Origin of the sequence: Caulobacter sp. CCH9-E1 (assembly GCF_001556515.1) — a bacterium.
In the GTDB taxonomy this organism is placed as follows: Bacteria; Pseudomonadota; Alphaproteobacteria; order Caulobacterales; family Caulobacteraceae; genus Caulobacter.
The window spans coordinates 38,160-54,872 of record NZ_LSJA01000008.1 but is presented as its reverse complement, the minus strand read 5'-3'; the positions used below and the strand labels follow the sequence as shown (position 1 = coordinate 54,872).

General features: G+C 67.2%; 16 protein-coding genes. 1 reads left to right on the top strand and 15 read right to left on the bottom strand.

Annotation, left to right across the window (positions count from 1 at the left end):
* From hemN to ccoN, 9 genes are all read right to left on the bottom strand, one after another.
* Positions 1-1,380 carry an oxygen-independent coproporphyrinogen III oxidase gene (gene hemN, locus AX690_RS00720; protein WP_066685361.1) on the bottom strand — a complete coding sequence of 460 codons (1,380 nt, stop codon included), beginning with the start codon at positions 1,378-1,380 and terminating at the stop codon, positions 1-3.
* Positions 1,381-1,452: 72 nt separating this feature from the next.
* On the bottom strand, positions 1,453-1,614 hold the full coding sequence (gene ccoS / locus AX690_RS00715) for a cbb3-type cytochrome oxidase assembly protein CcoS (protein ID WP_066685363.1): 162 nt from the start codon (positions 1,612-1,614) through the stop codon (positions 1,453-1,455).
* Complete coding sequence (locus tag AX690_RS00710; RefSeq protein ID WP_066685365.1) at positions 1,611-3,785, bottom strand: heavy metal translocating P-type ATPase; 2,175 nt, start codon at positions 3,783-3,785, stop codon at positions 1,611-1,613. Before AX690_RS00710 ends, ccoS begins: the two co-directional genes overlap by 4 nt.
* Positions 3,782-4,288 (bottom strand): FixH family protein, encoded by a 507-nt coding sequence (locus tag AX690_RS00705; protein ID WP_066685366.1) that lies wholly within the window; start codon positions 4,286-4,288, stop codon positions 3,782-3,784. The genes AX690_RS00710 and AX690_RS00705 overlap by 4 nt, the downstream gene beginning before the upstream one ends.
* Positions 4,285-5,778, bottom strand: a complete 1,494-nt coding sequence (gene ccoG / locus AX690_RS00700) for a cytochrome c oxidase accessory protein CcoG (RefSeq protein WP_066685368.1) — start codon at positions 5,776-5,778, stop codon at positions 4,285-4,287. The genes AX690_RS00705 and ccoG overlap by 4 nt, the downstream gene beginning before the upstream one ends.
* A gap of 5 nt (positions 5,779-5,783) precedes the next feature.
* Complete coding sequence (gene ccoP, locus AX690_RS00695) at positions 5,784-6,653, bottom strand: cytochrome-c oxidase, cbb3-type subunit III (RefSeq protein WP_066685370.1); 870 nt, start codon at positions 6,651-6,653, stop codon at positions 5,784-5,786.
* On the bottom strand, positions 6,653-6,820 hold the full coding sequence (locus AX690_RS00690; RefSeq protein ID WP_066685372.1) for a cbb3-type cytochrome c oxidase subunit 3: 168 nt from the start codon (positions 6,818-6,820) through the stop codon (positions 6,653-6,655). Before AX690_RS00690 ends, ccoP begins: the two co-directional genes overlap by 1 nt.
* Complete coding sequence (gene ccoO, locus AX690_RS00685) at positions 6,817-7,560, bottom strand: cytochrome-c oxidase, cbb3-type subunit II (RefSeq protein ID WP_066685374.1); 744 nt, start codon at positions 7,558-7,560, stop codon at positions 6,817-6,819. Before ccoO ends, AX690_RS00690 begins: the two co-directional genes overlap by 4 nt.
* A gap of 7 nt (positions 7,561-7,567) precedes the next feature.
* Positions 7,568-9,214, bottom strand: a complete 1,647-nt coding sequence (ccoN, locus tag AX690_RS00680) for a cytochrome-c oxidase, cbb3-type subunit I (RefSeq protein ID WP_066685376.1) — start codon at positions 9,212-9,214, stop codon at positions 7,568-7,570.
* 122 nt (positions 9,215-9,336) lie between these two features.
* Here ccoN and AX690_RS00675 point away from each other — a divergent pair, with 122 nt between their 5' ends.
* Complete coding sequence (locus AX690_RS00675; protein WP_066685378.1) at positions 9,337-9,606, top strand: hypothetical protein; 270 nt, start codon at positions 9,337-9,339, stop codon at positions 9,604-9,606.
* A 45-nt stretch (positions 9,607-9,651) separates the two neighbouring features.
* On the opposite strand, the gene AX690_RS00670 is transcribed toward AX690_RS00675, so the two are convergent.
* The 6 genes from AX690_RS00670 to AX690_RS00645 form a co-directional block, all read right to left on the bottom strand.
* Positions 9,652-12,450 carry a Tat pathway signal sequence domain protein gene (locus tag AX690_RS00670; RefSeq protein ID WP_231732067.1) on the bottom strand — a complete coding sequence of 933 codons (2,799 nt, stop codon included), beginning with the start codon at positions 12,448-12,450 and terminating at the stop codon, positions 9,652-9,654.
* Between the two features lie 81 nt (positions 12,451-12,531).
* On the bottom strand, positions 12,532-13,041 hold the full coding sequence (locus tag AX690_RS00665; protein WP_066685380.1) for a 6-carboxytetrahydropterin synthase: 510 nt from the start codon (positions 13,039-13,041) through the stop codon (positions 12,532-12,534).
* Positions 13,041-13,808 (bottom strand): helix-turn-helix domain-containing protein, encoded by a 768-nt coding sequence (locus tag AX690_RS00660; RefSeq protein WP_066685381.1) that lies wholly within the window; start codon positions 13,806-13,808, stop codon positions 13,041-13,043. The genes AX690_RS00665 and AX690_RS00660 overlap by 1 nt, the downstream gene beginning before the upstream one ends.
* A gap of 120 nt (positions 13,809-13,928) precedes the next feature.
* A complete protein-coding gene (locus tag AX690_RS00655) occupies positions 13,929-14,624 on the bottom strand; it encodes a sugar phosphate nucleotidyltransferase (protein WP_197426739.1) in 696 nt (231 codons plus the stop codon).
* Complete coding sequence (locus AX690_RS00650) at positions 14,621-15,712, bottom strand: dehydrogenase (protein WP_066685383.1); 1,092 nt, start codon at positions 15,710-15,712, stop codon at positions 14,621-14,623. The genes AX690_RS00655 and AX690_RS00650 overlap by 4 nt, the downstream gene beginning before the upstream one ends.
* A complete protein-coding gene (locus tag AX690_RS00645; RefSeq protein ID WP_066685385.1) occupies positions 15,709-16,713 on the bottom strand; it encodes a hypothetical protein in 1,005 nt (334 codons plus the stop codon). Before AX690_RS00645 ends, AX690_RS00650 begins: the two co-directional genes overlap by 4 nt.

Below are 16,713 nucleotides of genomic sequence, written 5' to 3'. Positions count from 1 at the left end.
CTAGATCGCTCGGGAGAAGCCCTCTCGCGTATCGGAGCGGTGATCGAAGGCCTGGGCGGCCAGGCGAACAAAGGGACGCCCGGCCTCCGTCACGCTGACGATGTCCCGATCGACATTCACCAGGCCGTCGTCGTGCAGGTCCGCCAGCTTGGCGATGTCGCCGCTGAACACCATTGGCGACACCCCGTGGCGCGCGGCCACCGCGGCCAGATCCACTTGGAAGTCGCACATCAGCCGCTCGATCACGTCGGCCCGCAGGCGGTCGTCGTCCGTCAGCTTGACGCCGCGCGCGACCGGCAACCGGCCCTGGAGGATGGCGTCGCGCCAGGCGACCTCGGCGGGTAGGTTCTGGACATAGCCTGCCGGCATGCGGCCGATCGACGAGGCGCCCAGGCCGATCAGCGTCGGGTGCTGGTCGGTCGTATAGCCTTGGAAATTCCGGCGCAGGGTTCCGGTCGCGACGCCGAGGGCCAGGTCGTCGTTCGGCAAGGCGAAGTGATCGAGTCCGATCGCGACATAGCCCGCTTTCACGAGTCGCTCGGCGGCGGCCTGGCTCTGCTCGAAGCGACCGTTGGCGTCGGCGAGGTCCTCCTCGCGAATCAGCTTCTGGTGCGACCGCGCCCACGGCACGTGGGCATAGCCGAACAGGGCGATGCGTTCGGGGCGCAGGGTCAGCACCTTGTCCAGCGTGGCGACCACGTCGGCGGTCGTCTGCTTGGGCAGGCCGTACATCAGGTCGAGATTGATCGAAGCGACGCCCGCCTGGCGCAGCCAGTGCGCGGCGCGCGCAACGACGTCGAACGGCTCGATCCGGTTGACCGCTTCCTGCACGTGGGGCGCCAGGTCCTGGACGCCCAGGCTGGCCCGCGTCAGGCCGTGGAAAGCCGCGGCCTTGACCCAGCTCTCCGTCAGGACGGCCGGATCGAGTTCGGCCGAAATCTCGACGCCCGGCGCGAACGGAAAGACGTGGCGCAGAGCGCCGAACAGGCGAACCAGATCATCGCGCGACAGCATGTTGGGCGTGCCGCCGCCCAGGTGCACCGCGCCGGCCTTGAGCCGACCGGGCAGTCGCGCCTCGACCAGAGCCAGTTCATCCACCAGGCGCTCGACATACTCGCTGATCAGCGCCTGCTTCTTCACCACCCGGGTGTTGCAGCCGCAGTACCAGCACAGCCGATCGCAGAACGGGATATGGGCGTAGAGCGAGACCGGCTCGCGCGGATCGAGGCTCCCGAGCCAGTCGCCGTAGACTTCCGAGTCGACCTCTTTGGAGAACTGCAGCGCGGTCGGATAGCTGGTGTAGCGCGGCGCGCGGCTGTCGTAGCGCGCCAGAAGCGCGTGATGATCGTTGGCGGGAATCGTGGCGGCGGCTGCGGTCATGCGTCTCTCCTGACGCGCGCAACCTGATCCGCCCCGACCGCCTTCGCCGTGATTTGGATCAATCCGTTCGGATCAATCCTGGGGCGGCTTGTCCTCGAGGTGGTCATAGAGAATCCGGGCGGCGTCGCCCTTGGGGTCCTCGTACTGCCCCGACCGCATGGTCCAGAAGAAGGCGAGGAGCCCCATCGCGCCGAGGCCGATCGAGAACGGGGCCAGGAACAGGACGATGTTCATCGACGCCTCCAAGCGATGCGTGGGCGCGCCGCGTTCAGCAGCACGACCATCGAGGAGCCCGACATCGCCAGGGCGGCGATGAACGGATTGATCAGACCGAACATGGCGGCCGGCGCGGCCACGACGTTATACAGCGCCGAGAAGCCAAAGTTCTCAAGCGCGCGACGGCGCGCCTCGCGGGCGGTGTCGATCGCCTCGATCACGGCGCCGAGTTCTTCGCCGGTGAAGACGAGATCGGCGGCGTTCTGGGCCGCGTCGACGGCGGCGCCCGGCGCCATCGAGGCGTGGGCCTTGGACAGGGCGGCGGCGTCGTTGAGCCCGTCGCCGACCATCAGCACCTTGCGGCCGTCAGTCTTGAACTGGTCCACGGTCGCGGCCTTATCGAACGGGGTCAGGCCGGCGCGCCACTCGGCGACGCCCACCTCGCGGGCGATGTCGCCCACGGGACCGGCCAGATCGCCGGACAGGATCTCGACCGACAGGCCCATGCGACGCAGGCGGGCGATGGTGTCGGCCGCGTCGGCGCGCGGCTGGTCCTCGAACACAAAGCGGATCTTGATGTCGTTCTCGAAACCGAACCACAGCTCGGTTTCGCGAGCGTCGCCGCCGGTGACGCCCACAAAGGCGGCGCGGCCCAAGCGGGCGCGGCGGCCATCGATCAGGCCTTCGACGCCCTGCCCCGCCGTCTCCACGCAATCGACGGCGACCGGGCCCAGCCCCGCTTCAGCGGCCAGGGCCTTGGCCAGGGGGTGACGCGAGGCGCGGGCCAGCGGCGCGGCCATGGCGATCAGATGGGCCGGCGCATCGATCAGGCGTGGACGGCCTTCGGTGAGGACGCCAGTCTTGTCGAAGACAACGTGATCCACCTCGGCGAGGCGCTCCAGCGCGGCGCCGGACTTGACCAGCACGCCCTTGCGGAACAAGCGGCTGCTGGCGGCGATCTGCACAGCGGGAACAGCCAGCCCCAGGGCGCATGGACAGGTGACGATCAGCACCGCGGCGGCGCGCAGCAACGCTTCGCGCGGTCCGAGACCCAGCGCCCAGCCGCCAACGAAGGTCAAGGCCGCGGCGGTGTGCACCACCGGGACGTAGAGCGCCGCGGCCTTGTCGGCCAGACGCACATAGGCCGAACGGGTCTGCGCGCCAGCTTCCATCAGACGAGCGATGGCGGCGACGGTGGAGTCCTCGCTGCGGGCCGTCGCGGTCATGACCAGACGGCCCGACAGGTTCAAGGCGCCGGCATGCAGACGCGCGCCCGCGCCGACCGGCGCGAGGGCCGTCTCGCCGGTGATCAGGGCGTTGTCGAGTTCCGACTGGCCGCTCTCGACCAGGCCGTCGACCGGAACGCGGTCGCCCGGCGCCACGACGAGGCGGTCGCCGATCTTCACGTCGGCGACGGGGATCCCCTGCTCGACGCCGTCGATCAGGCGCATGGCCACGGGCGTTTGCAGGGCCAGCAGGTCGCGCGCGGCCGAGCGGGCGTTGGCGCGCAGGCGATGATCCAGATAGCGGCCGATCAGCAGCAGGAACAGCAGCGTCACCGCCGCGTCGAAATAGGCGTGCTTGCCGCGCAGGATCGTCTCGGAAAAGCTGACGATCAGGGTCAGGATCACGCCGATCGAGATCGGCACGTCCATATTGGCCTTGCCGCGCTTCAGCGAGGCCCAGGCCGAGCGGAAGAACGGACGGCCGGCGAACAGCGCGCACGGCGTCGCCACGATCGCGGCCATCCAGTACATCAGCGTCAGGGTGGAGCCGTTCAACTCCTGCCCGAACAGACCGGCCCAGGCGGGCACGGTGAACATCATGACATTGCCGGCGCCGAAGCCCGCGACGCCGAGCGCGACAGCCAGTTCGCGCCCTTCCCGGTCCTGCGCCGCAGCGGCTTCGCCGGGATCGAACAGACAGGCGCGATAGCCGAGGGCCTCGACGGTCTCGACCACGCGTTCCGGATCGGCCTGCTTGCCTTCCAACTGAACGGCCAGTTTTCCTGTCGTCAGATTCAGGCGAGCGGCGTCCACGCCGGGCAGCTCGCGGACGGCCTTTTCGATCTTGTTGATGCAGCCTGCGCAGCGGGCGCCGCTGACCAGCAGTTCGAGCCGGCCCTTCCCTTCCTCGTCCCGTCGGACGAACGCCTCGAGGTCACGATGCAGGGTCAGGCTCTGGCTCATCGCGCGGGCTCCACCAGACGCGTTTCGATCTCGAACATGTCCTTGGCGTTACGGGCCGTGGCCCGCAGGTCCCAGGCGCCGTCAAGCTGCGCGGCGGCTTCGTAGCGGCCGCCGCCCAGCGAGCGGAAGTTGAGGGTCTGGCGACCGGTTTCCGTCGCCGGACGCTCCAGAACGCCGGTCAGCGACAGGCCATCCATCGGCTTGTTCGCGCGATCGACGACGGTGACCACGACGGTCTTGCCGGCGGGCGTCTCGACGCTGGCGTTCCAGCCCAGAGCCGCTTCCTTCTGGCGCTGGGCCAGGGTGCGGTTGAACGCCAGACCCGCTTCGTAGGGATTGGAGGCCACCTCGCCCGAGAAGGTCCGATAGGCCTGCACCATGAAGACGATGTCGACCGCAATGACCGTCGCGAAGAACAGCACTACGCCGATCAGCACGTGCCAACCTGTGATGCGCCCCTTCTCGGACGGAGACTCGGCGACCGATTGCGTTGCACTGGTCATTGCGGGTTCGCGGCTCCAGAGAGGAAGACGGTCTTGGCCTCGGCCTGCACGTTACCCGATCGGATGACGAAGCGCGCCGGGACGCTGGCGTCCAGTTCGGCGTTCGGCGGGGCGGTGACGAAGACGCGCAGCGGCACGACTTGGTCGGCGGGAACAACAATACTGACCTGCTGGCCTTCGCCGCCGGGATGGCTGAGCCGCGCGCCAGGGACGCCTTCGAACGAGACATCGAAGCGTTGTTCGACGAAGGTGCGGTTGCCGATCTTCAGCGTATAGCCGTCTCGCACCGCGCCATCGTGCATGCGCACGAAGACGGGGTTGCGGTCCCGGATCACGTGAAGGTCCGCGTCGGGCCGCGAGAACAGCGACCAGAGCGTCAGGCCGCCAACGATCGTCATCGCGAGGGCGTAGTAGATCGTGCGGCTACGAACGGGCTTGTATTGCGGCTTGCAGCCCGAGCTGCGATGCGAGACGGCGGCTTCGGAGTCGTAGGCGATCAGGCCGGTCGGGCGGCCCATCTTGGTCATGATGTCGTCGCAGGCGTCGACGCACAGGCCGCAGTTGATGCATTCCAACTGAGCGCCGTCGCGGATGTCGATGCCCATAGGACAGACGACCACGCACTGGCGGCAATCGACGCAGTCGCCGCGCCCTTCCCAGCTCTGGCCCTTCTTGTGCGGGCCGCGAGGCTCGCCGCGGAAGCCTAGATAGGTCACCTGCAGCGAGTGGTGGTCCAGCATGGCGCCCTGGATGCGGGGCCAAGGGCACATGTAGGTGCAGACCTGCTCGCGCATCCAGCCGGCGAAAATGTAGGTCGTGCAGGTCAGCAGGAAGCACGAGACATAGGCCGTCACGGGAGCTTCGCCGGTCCAGAAGGTGCGAAGCAGCGTCGGCGCGTCGTGGAAATAGAAGATCCAGGCGCCGCCGGTGCCGAAGGCGATGGCCAGCCAGGTCAGGTGCTTGCCGGTCTTGCGCCAGATCTTGTCGAACGACAGCGGCGCGGCGTCGAGTCGCATCCGGGCGTTGCGATCGCCCTCAAACAGGCGCTCAACGACGATGTAGAGGTCGGTCCAGACGGTCTGCGGGCAAGCATAGCCACACCACAAACGACCAAACAGCGCCGTCACCAGAAACAGCGCCAGGGCGGACATCACCAGCAGGCCCGTGAAGATATAGACTTCCTGGGGCCACAGCTGGATGTCGAAGAAGTAGAAGCGCCGGCCGGTGAAATCGACCAGCGCCGCCTGTTGCGGGAAACCGTCCGGCCGATGCCAGCGGATCCAGGGCGTGATGTAATAGATCCCAAGCGTGATGATGAGCAGCGCCCACTTTACGTTCCGCCACTTGCCGTGGACCAGCTTGGGATAGATCTGCTCGCGGGGCTTGTAGAGCCCGCCCTTGGCGTCACCCTTGCCCTTGGCCCGGGCGGCGGCCGAGACCGCCGTCCGGGTTTCAGGTTCAGGAGGCCTGTTGTCGATAAGCGTGGGCATAGCCCTTATTGACCACCGGCGTTGGAGTGAATGTAGACCGCGAGAGCCTTGATCGTCTCAGGGCTCAGGCGACCGCCCCAGGTGGGCATGACGCCGCCGTTGCCGGCGTAGATCTGGCCGCGGATCGAAGCCCGGTCAGAGCCATACAGCCAGTCGGCGTCCGTCAGGTTCGGCGCGCCGAGCTCCTGGTTCCCCTTGCCGTCCACGCCATGGCAGGCCGAGCATTGGGTTTCGAAGATCGGAGCGGCGCGGGCCACGGAACCGGCGTCGGCGGGACGGTTCGACAGCTTGACCACGTATTCGGTCAGGTCGTCGATCTGCTCGGGCTTGAGCAGTTCGTCGCGGCCGTAGGCCGGCATTTGCGACATGCGAGCCCCCTCGGCGCCGGTGCGGATGCCGTGGGTGATGGTGTACTGGATATCCTCCAGCTTGCCGCCCCACAGCCACACGTCGTCGCGGAGGTTGGCGTAACCCTTGCCGCCGGTGCCGCCGATGCCGTGGCAGGTGGCGCAGTTGTCGCCGAAGACCGACTGGCCAACCTGCTGGGCGTAGGCCTGCAGCTTAGGATCCTTTTCGATCTGCTCCAGGCTGGCGGTGCGAAGCATCGCCGCGCCCTGGCCGCGCTGGAGCTCAAGCGCGGACAACTCCTTGCCGACATTCACCCGGTCCGACTGACCCAGCATGCCCTTGGTGTAGCTATGCAGGCCCGGCCAGGCCGGCATCGCCACCCAGTAGGCGATCGAGAAGGCGATCGTCGCGTACCAAATCCACAGCCACCAGCGGGGCAGCGGGTTGTCCAGTTCCTTGATGCCGTCCCACTCGTGCCCGGTCGTCTCGACGCCGGTGGCGTGGTCGGTCTCGCGTTCGTGAGCCATCAGGAGAGCTCCTCGTCATCCAGCGGCATATGCGCGGCGTGTTGGAATTCGGCCTTGCGGGAAGGCCACAGGGCGTAGGCGACGCCGGCGAGGAAGATCAGGCCGAAGTAGACCAGCCCACCCTGCTGCGCGAAGCGCGCGACGGTTTCGTAGGTCAGACCGCTCATCGTTGGTTCTCCGGCGCCTGGGCCTTGTAGGACTTGAAGTCCACCAGGGTGCCCAGCATCTGCAGGTAGGCGACCAGCGCATCCATCTCGGAGATCTTGTTGGGATCGCCGTCGAAGTCACGGTTGACGACCTTGGCGTCGTAGCGGGTGCGAAGCGCCACAGCGTCCGTCGAGAACGGATCGGCCTGGGCCTCGAGATCCTTCTTGGCGTTGGCGATCTGATCGGCCGTGTAAGGCACGCCGACGGTGCGCTGGGTCTTCAGGCGATCGACGATGTCGCTGTAGTCCAGGTCCTTTTCAGCCAGGAACTTGTAGGGCGGCATCACCGACTCCGGCACGACCGAGCGCGGGTCGATCAGGTGGTCGCGGTGCCAGGTATCCGAGTACTTGCCGCCCACGCGCGCCAGATCGGGACCGGTCCGCTTGGACCCCCACTGGAACGGGTGGTCGTACATGCTCTCGGCGGCCAGGCTGTAGTGACCGTAGCGCTCGACCTCGTCGCGCAGCGGGCGAACCATCTGCGAGTGGCAGAGGTAGCAGCCCTCACGGACGTAGATGTCGCGGCCGGCCAGCTCGAGCGGGGTGTAGGGACGCATGCCCTGCACCTTCTCGATCGTGCTCTGCAGCCAGAACAGCGGGGCGATCTCGACCAGGCCGCCGATGGAGACGACCAGGAGGATGCCGACGACGAGCAGCAGCGAATGCCGCTCAAGCTTGGAGTGTTGCTTCCAGAGAGACATCGGAACCTCAGGCGATCGCGGTGACGGGAGCGGCCGAAGCGTCGGCCTTCTCGGCGGAGGGCATCTGAACCGTCTTCCAGAGGTTGACGATCATGATCAGGGCGCCGGCGAGGTACATCAGGCCGCCAACGGTGCGGATGACGTTCTCGATGTGCTTGGCCGAGACGGTCTCGATGAAGCTGTAGGCCAGGAAGCCTTGGGGGGTGTATTCCCGCCACATCAGGCCTTCCATGATGCCCGACACCCACATCGCGGCGATGTAGAGCAGGATCCCGGTGGTCGCGATCCAGAAGTGCCACTCGACCATCTTGTTCGAGTACAGGCCCGGCTTCTTCCACAGCCACGGCACCAGGCAGTAGACCGCGCCGAAGCTGATGAAGCCGACCCAACCCAGAGCGCCCGAGTGGACGTGGCCGATGGTCCAGTCGGTGTAGTGGCTCAGCGCGTTGACGGCGCGGATCGACATCACCGGACCTTCGAAGGTCGACATGCCGTAGAAGGCGATCGAGACGACCATCATGCGGACGACGGGGTCGGTGCGCAGCTTGTCCCACGCGCCCGACAGGGTCATCAGGCCGTTGATCATGCCGCCCCAGGAGGGCATCCACAGCATGATCGAGAAGGTCATGCCCAGGGTCTGGGCCCACTGCGGCAGGGCCGTGTAGTGCAGGTGGTGCGGGCCGGCCCAGATGTAGATGAAGATCAGGGCCCAGAAGTGCACGATCGACAGACGGTAGCTGTAGACCGGGCGCTCAACGCGCTTGGGCACGAAGTAGTACATCATGGCCAGGAAGCCGGCGGTCAGGAAGAAGCCCACCGCGTTGTGGCCGTACCACCACTGGGTCAGGGCGTCCTGGACGCCGGACATCACGCCGTAGGACTTGTGGTTCAGCAGACCGACCGGAACGGCGGCGTTGTTGACCAGGTGCAGCAGCGCGATGGTGACGATGAAGGCCAGATAGAACCAGTTGGCCACATAGATATGCGGCTCCTTGCGCTTCCAGATCGTGCCCAGGAAGACCAGCAGATAGGCCACCCAGACGATCGTCAGCCACAGGTCGGTGTACCATTCGGGCTCGGCGTATTCCTTGCTCTGGGTCGCGCCCATCAGGTAGCCGGTCGCGGCCATCACGATGAAGAGCTGGTAGCCCCAGAAGACGAACCAGGGCGCGATCCCGCCGGCCAACCGAGCCTTGCAGGTGCGCTGGACAACCCAGAAGGACGTTGCGATCAGGGCGTTGCCGCCGAACGCAAAGATCACCGCCGAGGTGTGCAGCGGCCGCAGACGCCCGAAGTTCAGGAAACCCAGCTCGGGGAAATAGAAGATGCGCGGCCACGACAGCTGGGCGGCGATGAGCACCCCCACCAGCAAGCCCGCCGCCGCCCAGAACATGGTGGCGATGACGCCAGCCTTCACGACGTTGTCGGAGTACTGATCAGGGTGATCGCGCAGCGTCCCGCCGGCGAGACCGCCGTTCAGGACGAAGGCGGCGATCACGCCGGCCAGGGCGAGGGTTCCGGCCTGAAGGCGGAAAATGGGGTCATGGGTTAGACCCGCCCCCAAAATCGCCAAAAAGGCGCCAATAACAGAGATGATTAGAAGGAGGCTGGAGCCCGCGGGCGGACCAGCACTGGTGTTAGATGGGGCGGACATGCGGACTCCATGAGTCGAACCTGGAGCCCAGGGGTGTCACACCGGCTCACCCCGTGCTTTGATCTGTCTCAAAGCCAAGTCCGCGAACCTGTTGGACCCTGTGGGCCAATTCGGAGTCCGCCATGCTCAAAGAGTTCTCTCGTCATCTCCCTTCGGCCACCGGCGTGGCGGCCCTTGTCGCCTGGGCGATCGCCTTGCAGCAATCGCTGCCGCGCATGCTCGCCGGCCCCATTTGCAGCGCGCGCGGCGACGCCTTCGTGTTCGCGGGCCACTGCCCCGCCTGCTACGTGGCGGTCGCGCTCTCGATCGCATTCGTGGCGTCGCTGTTCCTTGCTGGCCGACAACCTCGGCGTGAAGCGCGCGCGATTCTGACGGTCGAAGCCGCGCTCTAAGCCTGGCCGCGACGTTCCGCCGCGCCCGATGGGCGCGGCGTGTCTTCAGCGGTTCGCGGCCGCCGCTTCGTCCAGACTGTCGCCGATAAGGGCCAGGTTCTGGATGGCCGCCAGCCCCCATTGCGCGACTCCGTTCGTCGACAGGACCGGATCCTCGTCGATCGGACGCAGCACCGCCGTCCCGTCGACGCGACGGCTTTGGCTCGACATCAGGTCGCCCCCTTCCCGTCCCGCCTTGCCAAGGAATTCCGACCAGGCCCGCAGCGCCAGCGCGTGATCGTTCTCGTGCTTGGCGGCGTAGGCGGTGAGGCGCGAATGGGCGTCGGTCAGGCTGCGCCCGCCCGGGACCTGTCCCAGCAGCGCCTTCAACTCGGCGGGCGGCGCATTGTAGTAGCGGCAGTATTCCAGCCACGCCTTGCGATAGGCGGGGACGTCCAGCAGGTCGAGCAGCTCGGAGGTCATCTCGACCACCCCGAACACCGCGTTCAGGTGCGAGACGCTTACGTAGTCGCCGTCGCCCAAAAACTTGCCGGTCTTGAGGTCGTACGGCGCCTCGCCCGCGAACCAGCGCCGCTTCATCGCCGCGATCGTGTTCATGCCGTTGAGGATCCGGTCCCGCCAGCGCGGATCGCGCGTGCGTTCCCATTCCGTGAGCCAGGCCCCCAGGAACGCGCCCCACGACGTACCGAAGCCGGAAGCCACGACGCCCTTGGGCCGCTCTCGCCCTGGCGACGGCGGCAGCTTGCGGGAGATGTCGACAGCCTCCAGCGCCGAGTCGGAGGTGACCAGCTCGCGCATCAGGTCCCCGACCCGTTCGTCGGCCGTCAGGTAATAGTAGATGCGGCGGTAGGCGACGTTCGAAACGCGCGGCTGCTTGGACGAGTCGGACCAGTGCTGCACGCCGTGCCGCGTGCCAAAACCCTTGAATCGGCCCAGGTGATAGACGTCGACCTCGCCCGTGTGGCGGGTCATCGCCTCGGCGAACTTGAAGACGTCCGCCCGGCCGGTGCGCAGGTAGCTGTACCAGACCCAAAGGTCGGTCGAGAGTTCAGAATTGTCCCAGGCGTAGCCGCCGACGTCGTAGCGCCACATGTGGCGGTCCGGGTCGTAGGTGTGCATCACGTCGCCATAGGACCAGAAGCCGTACCAGCGCCGCTGCTCCGTCTCCTTCATGTAGTAGTCGATCAGGTAGGTGAGCCGGTCCTCGATCCGCTTGCGGGTCGGCGTCGAGACGTCGACGACGCTCCAGTCTCCGAACACGCCCGCCGCCTTCAGCCGCTGGGGCGACACGGTCAATCGCGGCGGATCAGCGACCCGGCCGGCCATATCCGAGAACACCTCGTGCGACGGCGTCGCGCCCAGGACCCACAGGGTCAGCTCGGAGGTCCGCGCGATCCCGCGCGCGTCGTCCCAGCCGGCCTCGTAGTCCTCATAGGTGATGTCCAGGCCCTCAAGCTCCTCGGCGTGAGTGTCCATGCCGTTGGCGCTTCGATAGGGCCGCACATCCATGGCCGGCGCCTCGGGCGACCACATCCAGGCGGTCAGTTCGGCGAGGTCGGTGTGGGCGCTGCGGATGTCGAGCCCGGTCGGCGCGCGCTGCCAGAAATCCTTCAGCCCGAGGGCGACGCCGCCGGAGACGCCCCCGACATAGGCCAGCCCCCTTGTCCTCCGACCCGCATTGGAGTCGATCCAGGCATGGCCGGCGCTGGTCCGCTTGCGCAGCGTGAAGCCGTCGGGCGTCAGCTGCGACAGCGAGAAGTCGCCCCACTCCGGAATCCATTTGAGGCCGTCGCGCAGCTTGGGCGGCAGGGTGTCGGTGCGCACCGCGCGGCCGGCGATCTGGTCCCCACGGGCGGCCGGCCCCGGATCGCCACGCGAGCGAAGACCCGTCAGGGTTCGTACGGCCTCGCCGAACACGCCGACGTCCTCGCCCGACAAGCGGACGTGTCGGTTGTGGCTCTCGTCGCTCATCGGCACGCGCGCCGTGACCCCCAGCCCTCGGATGAAGTCCTTGGCCGGGTCTGCGTCGAGGACGAAGCTATGGACGATGCGCACGGCCTCGGAGCCGGCGTGGAAGTAGAGGCGCACGGTGACGGGCAGCCACTCGCGGTCCCCGCCGCGGTGGACGCCATCAAAGCGCACGACAGCCCGGACAGGCCCTGACTGCTCGACGGTGACCGTCGAGAATCGCGACTCGTACCGCGCGGAATGAACAACGCCTTCGGGCTCCAGGGCCGGCTGATCCTGAGCGATGGCGACCAGTCGCAAGCTCTTCAGCGTGACCCGTCCGGCGCGCACCGCCTCCGATACGAGGTCGGGACCAGACGTCGGGAGACGCCAGACCAGATCGCCGGAAGTCACGGTGATCAGCGCGGCGGTCTGGGTCACGGTCACGGGCGAAGCCGGCGCCTTGGGCTTTCCGGGGACAATCGACAGCCCCTCGCGCCCCTCCCCGCCTCCGACCGCGTGGGCGGACCACTTCACCGAGCCATCCGGCCAATAGGCGATCGGCCATGACTGGACTGCGACATCCTCGCCCGTCTTGCCGGCGACCCTGAACGCTTGAGAGGGTTTAAGCGCGCCTCGAGGCCAGGGAACGCCGAAGGCGGCGCCATCCAGAACCTTGGGCGGCTCCTCGTCGAGCCAGCGGAGCTCCGTGACCGGCGTCGAGGGCGAGGCGTCCGCAAGGGCGGTCGACCCGAAGCCGAATGCGGCTGCGGCCGCGGAGAGAACCAGAAGATCGCGGCGTGACAGAGCCGTGGCGTGGGCTTGCTGCAAGATGTCCTCCCAGACCTTCGCCGCCCGCACGGTTACGCCCCGCGGATCGCCGGTCCCAGAGTCCAAGCGTTAGTTTCATATTATGGATGGTCAAGTCACATTTTGAGAGCTCGACGATGCAACCGCCGCTACATCGCTCAACCGGCTCTAAAGACCCTTGAGCGCCAGGCTCAAGGCCTCGGCGCTGACCTGTTTCAAGACCCCCTGCGGGTTCTCGAACACGGCGGCGTTGGCGCCGTGCTCACGGCACTCGACCGAAGCCACCCAGCAGCGCCCCTTGGTCGCCGCGTTCACCAGCCCTTGCGCGTGCTCGAATACGTGCGCGGCCAAGGCCTCTGCGCTGACGCCCGGCACGATCCTGACCTGCGCCAGCCCCAAGCGCTGGAGCCGCTCGAACTCCAGCCGCGACGGATCGTCGGCCGCCACCAGCAAGGTGTGGTCGAACATGTGGTGAAGCCACTCGCGGATCGGACCAAAGCCAGCCTTGCCGAAGTCCACCACCCAGCCGCGCGCGTCCAGCTGCTCAGCCGCGAAGTCGAAAACGAAGCCCAGCGAATAGCCGTGCAGCAGCTGGCAATGGCTCTCGGCCGCCCATTGGCGGTAGGCGCACGACAGGCCGCGCTCAGCCCCGTAGGTCTTCACCGACCTGTAGGCCATCAGGCATGGCCCTCGACGTGGGCGGCGCGTTCGCGTCCGGCCTGGCCCATCAGGGCGCCAGCGACCGGCAAAGGGTTGTCAATCAGCGGATCAGGCTTGGCCAAGCGCGCCAGGACCGCGGGACGGGTGATCGTGACCAGCGGTCCATCGACCTTGACGCCATGCTCCGCCAGGGCGGCGAACGACCGCGAGAGGTTCTCGGGCGTCATGCCCAGCAGCGACGCCAGCATTCTCTTCTGCAACGGCAAACGCAGCACGCTGCCGCCGCCCTGGCGGCGCTGCTGCACGAGCAGGTAATTGGCCAGCCGGACGAGCGGCGCGCGCAACTTGTGGCTCTTGATCGTGCGGACCAGGCCGCTGTAGCAGCCCGACAGCTCCTCGATAACCGCCATGGAGACGCCCTGATCCTCACGGATCACGCGCCGAAAGAGCTCGCCGGGAATCATCAGCAACTGGCTGCGGGCGAGCGTGCGCGCCGTCATCAGCGCCGGCGCCTCAAGAACCACCGAGGCCAGAACGAAGCTGGATAGCGGTCGCAGCACGGCGAGGGTCGAATCGCGGTCGCCCCACGTGCCCTCCAGCTCCACGGAGCCGTCGAGCAGGATGTAGAGGAAATCGTTGACCTCCCCCTCGGCGACCAGCTCAGCGCCCTTCGGCGTCCATTGCAGGAAGCCGCCCTGCCCGATCAGGGAGAGGGACTCCTCGCTGGCGTTGGCCAGCAGCGGCAGGTCACGCACACGGCTTAGGTCAATGGGCTTGATCGACATGAGTCATCTCGAACGTCAGGATGGTGCGTCGGCTTTACGGCCGGGGAACGCGCCCGACGTTGCGGTTAGTCAATCTTGGCCATGATTTGAGTCGCCCGGACGCCCGCGCCGGCGATGAAGCTAGCGAGACGCCAGGATCTGTTCGGCGGCGGCGAGGCTGGCGGGCACGCCGATATCGACGAACGCGCCATCGAAGACCCGGCCGCCCAGGTCTTGCGCCTTGCAAAGCGCGGGCAGCAATTCCGCCTCAAGGGAGAAGGCCCGATTGGTCTTCGGCACGGCCATCCTGGTGAGGCGGCAGACGCCGCCATTGATCAGGCCTTTGCTCAGACTGGCGTCGCGGGGCCGGATCTCGTCGATACGGTCGCCGTCCAAGACCACGGTCTCGTAGCGGTCAGCCGGCTCAACCTGGCGCAGCGCCATCAGGCCAGCGTAGTCGCCACGGTCGGCGAAGGCGCGCCAGTCGAAGTCGAACCAGGTGTCGCCATTCAGCAGCAGGAAGGCGTCGTCCAGCCGATCCCGGGCGTGGCTCAGCGCGCCGCCGGTTCCCAAGGGCTGAGGCTCGACCGACACCGCGATCTCCATGCCAAGGCGATCGATTAGCCCCTCCGCCTCAATATGCCCGGTGATCACCTCGGCCCGGTGTCCGGCCAGCAAGAGCGCGCGGTCGAAGCCGCTGCGCGCCGCCTTGGCCAGCAAATGCTCAAGGAAAGGCCGTCCAGCCACCGGAAGCATGGGCTTGGGCGTGTCGCGAGCGATGTCGCCGAGACGCGTGCCCAGCCCGCCGACGAGGATCACGCACTGGCGAACCCTCACCGAGGCACGCTCCAGGCTTCCGCCCCATCGAACGTGACCTTGACCGAGCTTGCCTGGCCGCCCGCCGCGTTCAGCGTGGTGATCAGGTGGTGACGGTTCTCGGGATCGGTGAAGAACATCAGGAAGCCGCCGCCGCCGGCGCCGGAGACCTTGCCGCCCCAAGCGCCCTCGCTGATCGCGAGATCGAACAGGCGATCGACGGTGTCCGTCGCCACGCCGCTGGCGGTGCGTTTCTTGGCTATCCAGGACTGCATCAGGATGGCGGCCATGTCGCGCATGTCGCCGCGCAGCAGGGCCTCGCGCATCAAGGCCGCGTCGGCCTTGAGCTGGTGCATGCTCTCGAGGGTCTCGGCGTTCATGCCGACGAGCCCGTCGATCTGCTCCTTGATGATCGTCTCGGAGTGTCGAGACTGGCCGGTGAAGCAAATGACCAGCGAGGACTCGAACTCATTGAGATAGGCGCGCGGCACCCGCAGGGGGCTGACCAGCACCTTGTCCTCGGGCAAGAACTCGATGAAGTTTACGCCGCCAAAGGCCGCCGCGTACTGATCTTGGCGCCCGCCGGCCAAGCCGAGCTTGCGGCGCTCGATCAGGAACGCCAGCCGGGCGACGTCGGCGGGGCCCAGCGGCAGGTCCAGCGCGAGGCGAAACGCCTCCACCAGCGCGACGACCAGCGCCGAGGACGAGCCTAGACCGGACCCAGCCGGCGCGTCGATATTCGTCGAAACGCTGAGCGCTGGCGCATCGCCGTCCAGGTAGGTCTCGACCATATGCTCGTAGACCGCGCGATGCAGGCTCAGCCCTTCGTCGATCCGCGGACGCGCCCCCAGTTCATGCCGCTCCTGAACGCCGAGGTCGTTGGCGCGGAATGAGACCGCTCCGTCCCTGCTGGGCGCGACATGCGCGAAGGCGAAGCGGTCGATCGTGACATTCAGGACCGCCCCGCCGAACTGGTCACAATAGGGGGAAAGGTCGGTGCCGCCGCCGGCCAGACCCAGGCGCAACGGCGCGCGGGCGCGAACGTCGAACCCGCTGGTCGCTCGAACTTGGCGAACCCCGCCGAGGGCCTCCGCGCGCCAGGCGTTCATGCGACCTGGCTCAGCAGAACCTGCGTCCCGCCGCGATCGACGCCATAGCGCAGGCGCGGCATGTTCTGAGACGCCATATAGTCTTCCAGCGCCTGCCCGTCGTTCGGCGTGAACAGCATCAGGAAGCCGCCGCCGCCGGCGCCGATGACCTTGCCGCCCGTGACGCCCAGATTGGCGCGAACGTGGTCATACAGCTGGTCGATATGCGGCCAGCTGATCTTCGACGACAGCTGCTTCTTGCTGACCCAATGCTCGTGCAGCATGCGGCCCCAGCCGTCGAGATCGCCGGCGACCCAGGCGTCGCGGATGCGGTAGCCCAGGTCCTTGATCGCGCCCAGGCTTTGGGCGGCCTGGCGCTGGCGCTCGCCGTCGCTGAGCATGGCGCTGTTCTGGTCGTCCAGGATCACCGCCGCGTCGCGTCGCAAGCCCGTGTAGTAGATGTGGGTGTGGGCGATGAACGCCGCCTCGACCTCGGGATCCAACGCGACCGAGCCGACCCGAACCTCGCCGTTCGGCGCGATGTCCAGCGTCGTCAGGCCGCCGAACGCGGCCATGTACTGGTCCTGCTTGCCGATGCCCTTGGCCAGGACATTGATCTCCAGGTCACAAGCCTCTTCGGCCAGCGCCTGACGATCGGGCGCATGGCCCTTCAGCGCGTGCAGGGCGCGCAAGAAGCCGACCAGGAAGCAGCTGGAAGAGCCCAGGCCCGTGCCGCCGACGATGTCGCCGATCGAGGCCGCCTCGAAACCGGTCTCGATCCCATGACGCAGAAGCGCGGCCCGGACCAGTTCGTGCTTGAGGTCTTCGGTGCGGGCGACGTTCTCGGGATCGGGCCCCATCAGGGCCACATGGTCATGGAAGGCCGGGCGGTGCGCGCTGATATGGATGTACTTGTCCAGCGCCATGGCGAAGATGAATCCGCCATCGCGCCGGTAATAGCTCTCCAGATCCGTGCCCCCGCCTCCGAGGGTCACGCGCAACGGCGTACGGGTGGAGATCAT

Bases quoted from the DNA above. Each gene is read 5' to 3' on its own strand.
- hemN (WP_066685361.1), bottom strand. From the start codon at position 1,380: ATGACCGCAGCCGCCGCCACGATTCCCGCCAACGATCATCACGCGCTT.
- ccoS (WP_066685363.1), bottom strand. From the start codon at position 1,614: ATGAACATCGTCCTGTTCCTGGCCCCGTTCTCGATCGGCCTCGGCGCG.
- AX690_RS00710 (WP_066685365.1), bottom strand. From the start codon at position 3,785: ATGAGCCAGAGCCTGACCCTGCATCGTGACCTCGAGGCGTTCGTCCGA.
- AX690_RS00705 (WP_066685366.1), bottom strand. From the start codon at position 4,288: ATGACCAGTGCAACGCAATCGGTCGCCGAGTCTCCGTCCGAGAAGGGG.
- ccoG (WP_066685368.1), bottom strand. From the start codon at position 5,778: ATGCCCACGCTTATCGACAACAGGCCTCCTGAACCTGAAACCCGGACG.
- ccoP (WP_066685370.1), bottom strand. From the start codon at position 6,653: ATGGCTCACGAACGCGAGACCGACCACGCCACCGGCGTCGAGACGACC.
- AX690_RS00690 (WP_066685372.1), bottom strand. From the start codon at position 6,820: ATGAGCGGTCTGACCTACGAAACCGTCGCGCGCTTCGCGCAGCAGGGT.
- ccoO (WP_066685374.1), bottom strand. From the start codon at position 7,560: ATGTCTCTCTGGAAGCAACACTCCAAGCTTGAGCGGCATTCGCTGCTG.
- ccoN (WP_066685376.1), bottom strand. From the start codon at position 9,214: ATGTCCGCCCCATCTAACACCAGTGCTGGTCCGCCCGCGGGCTCCAGC.
- AX690_RS00675 (WP_066685378.1), top strand. From the start codon at position 9,337: ATGCTCAAAGAGTTCTCTCGTCATCTCCCTTCGGCCACCGGCGTGGCG.
- AX690_RS00665 (WP_066685380.1), bottom strand. From the start codon at position 13,041: ATGGCCTACAGGTCGGTGAAGACCTACGGGGCTGAGCGCGGCCTGTCG.
- AX690_RS00660 (WP_066685381.1), bottom strand. From the start codon at position 13,808: ATGTCGATCAAGCCCATTGACCTAAGCCGTGTGCGTGACCTGCCGCTG.
- AX690_RS00650 (WP_066685383.1), bottom strand. From the start codon at position 15,712: ATGAACGCCTGGCGCGCGGAGGCCCTCGGCGGGGTTCGCCAAGTTCGA.
- AX690_RS00645 (WP_066685385.1), bottom strand. From the start codon at position 16,713: ATGATCTCCACCCGTACGCCGTTGCGCGTGACCCTCGGAGGCGGGGGC.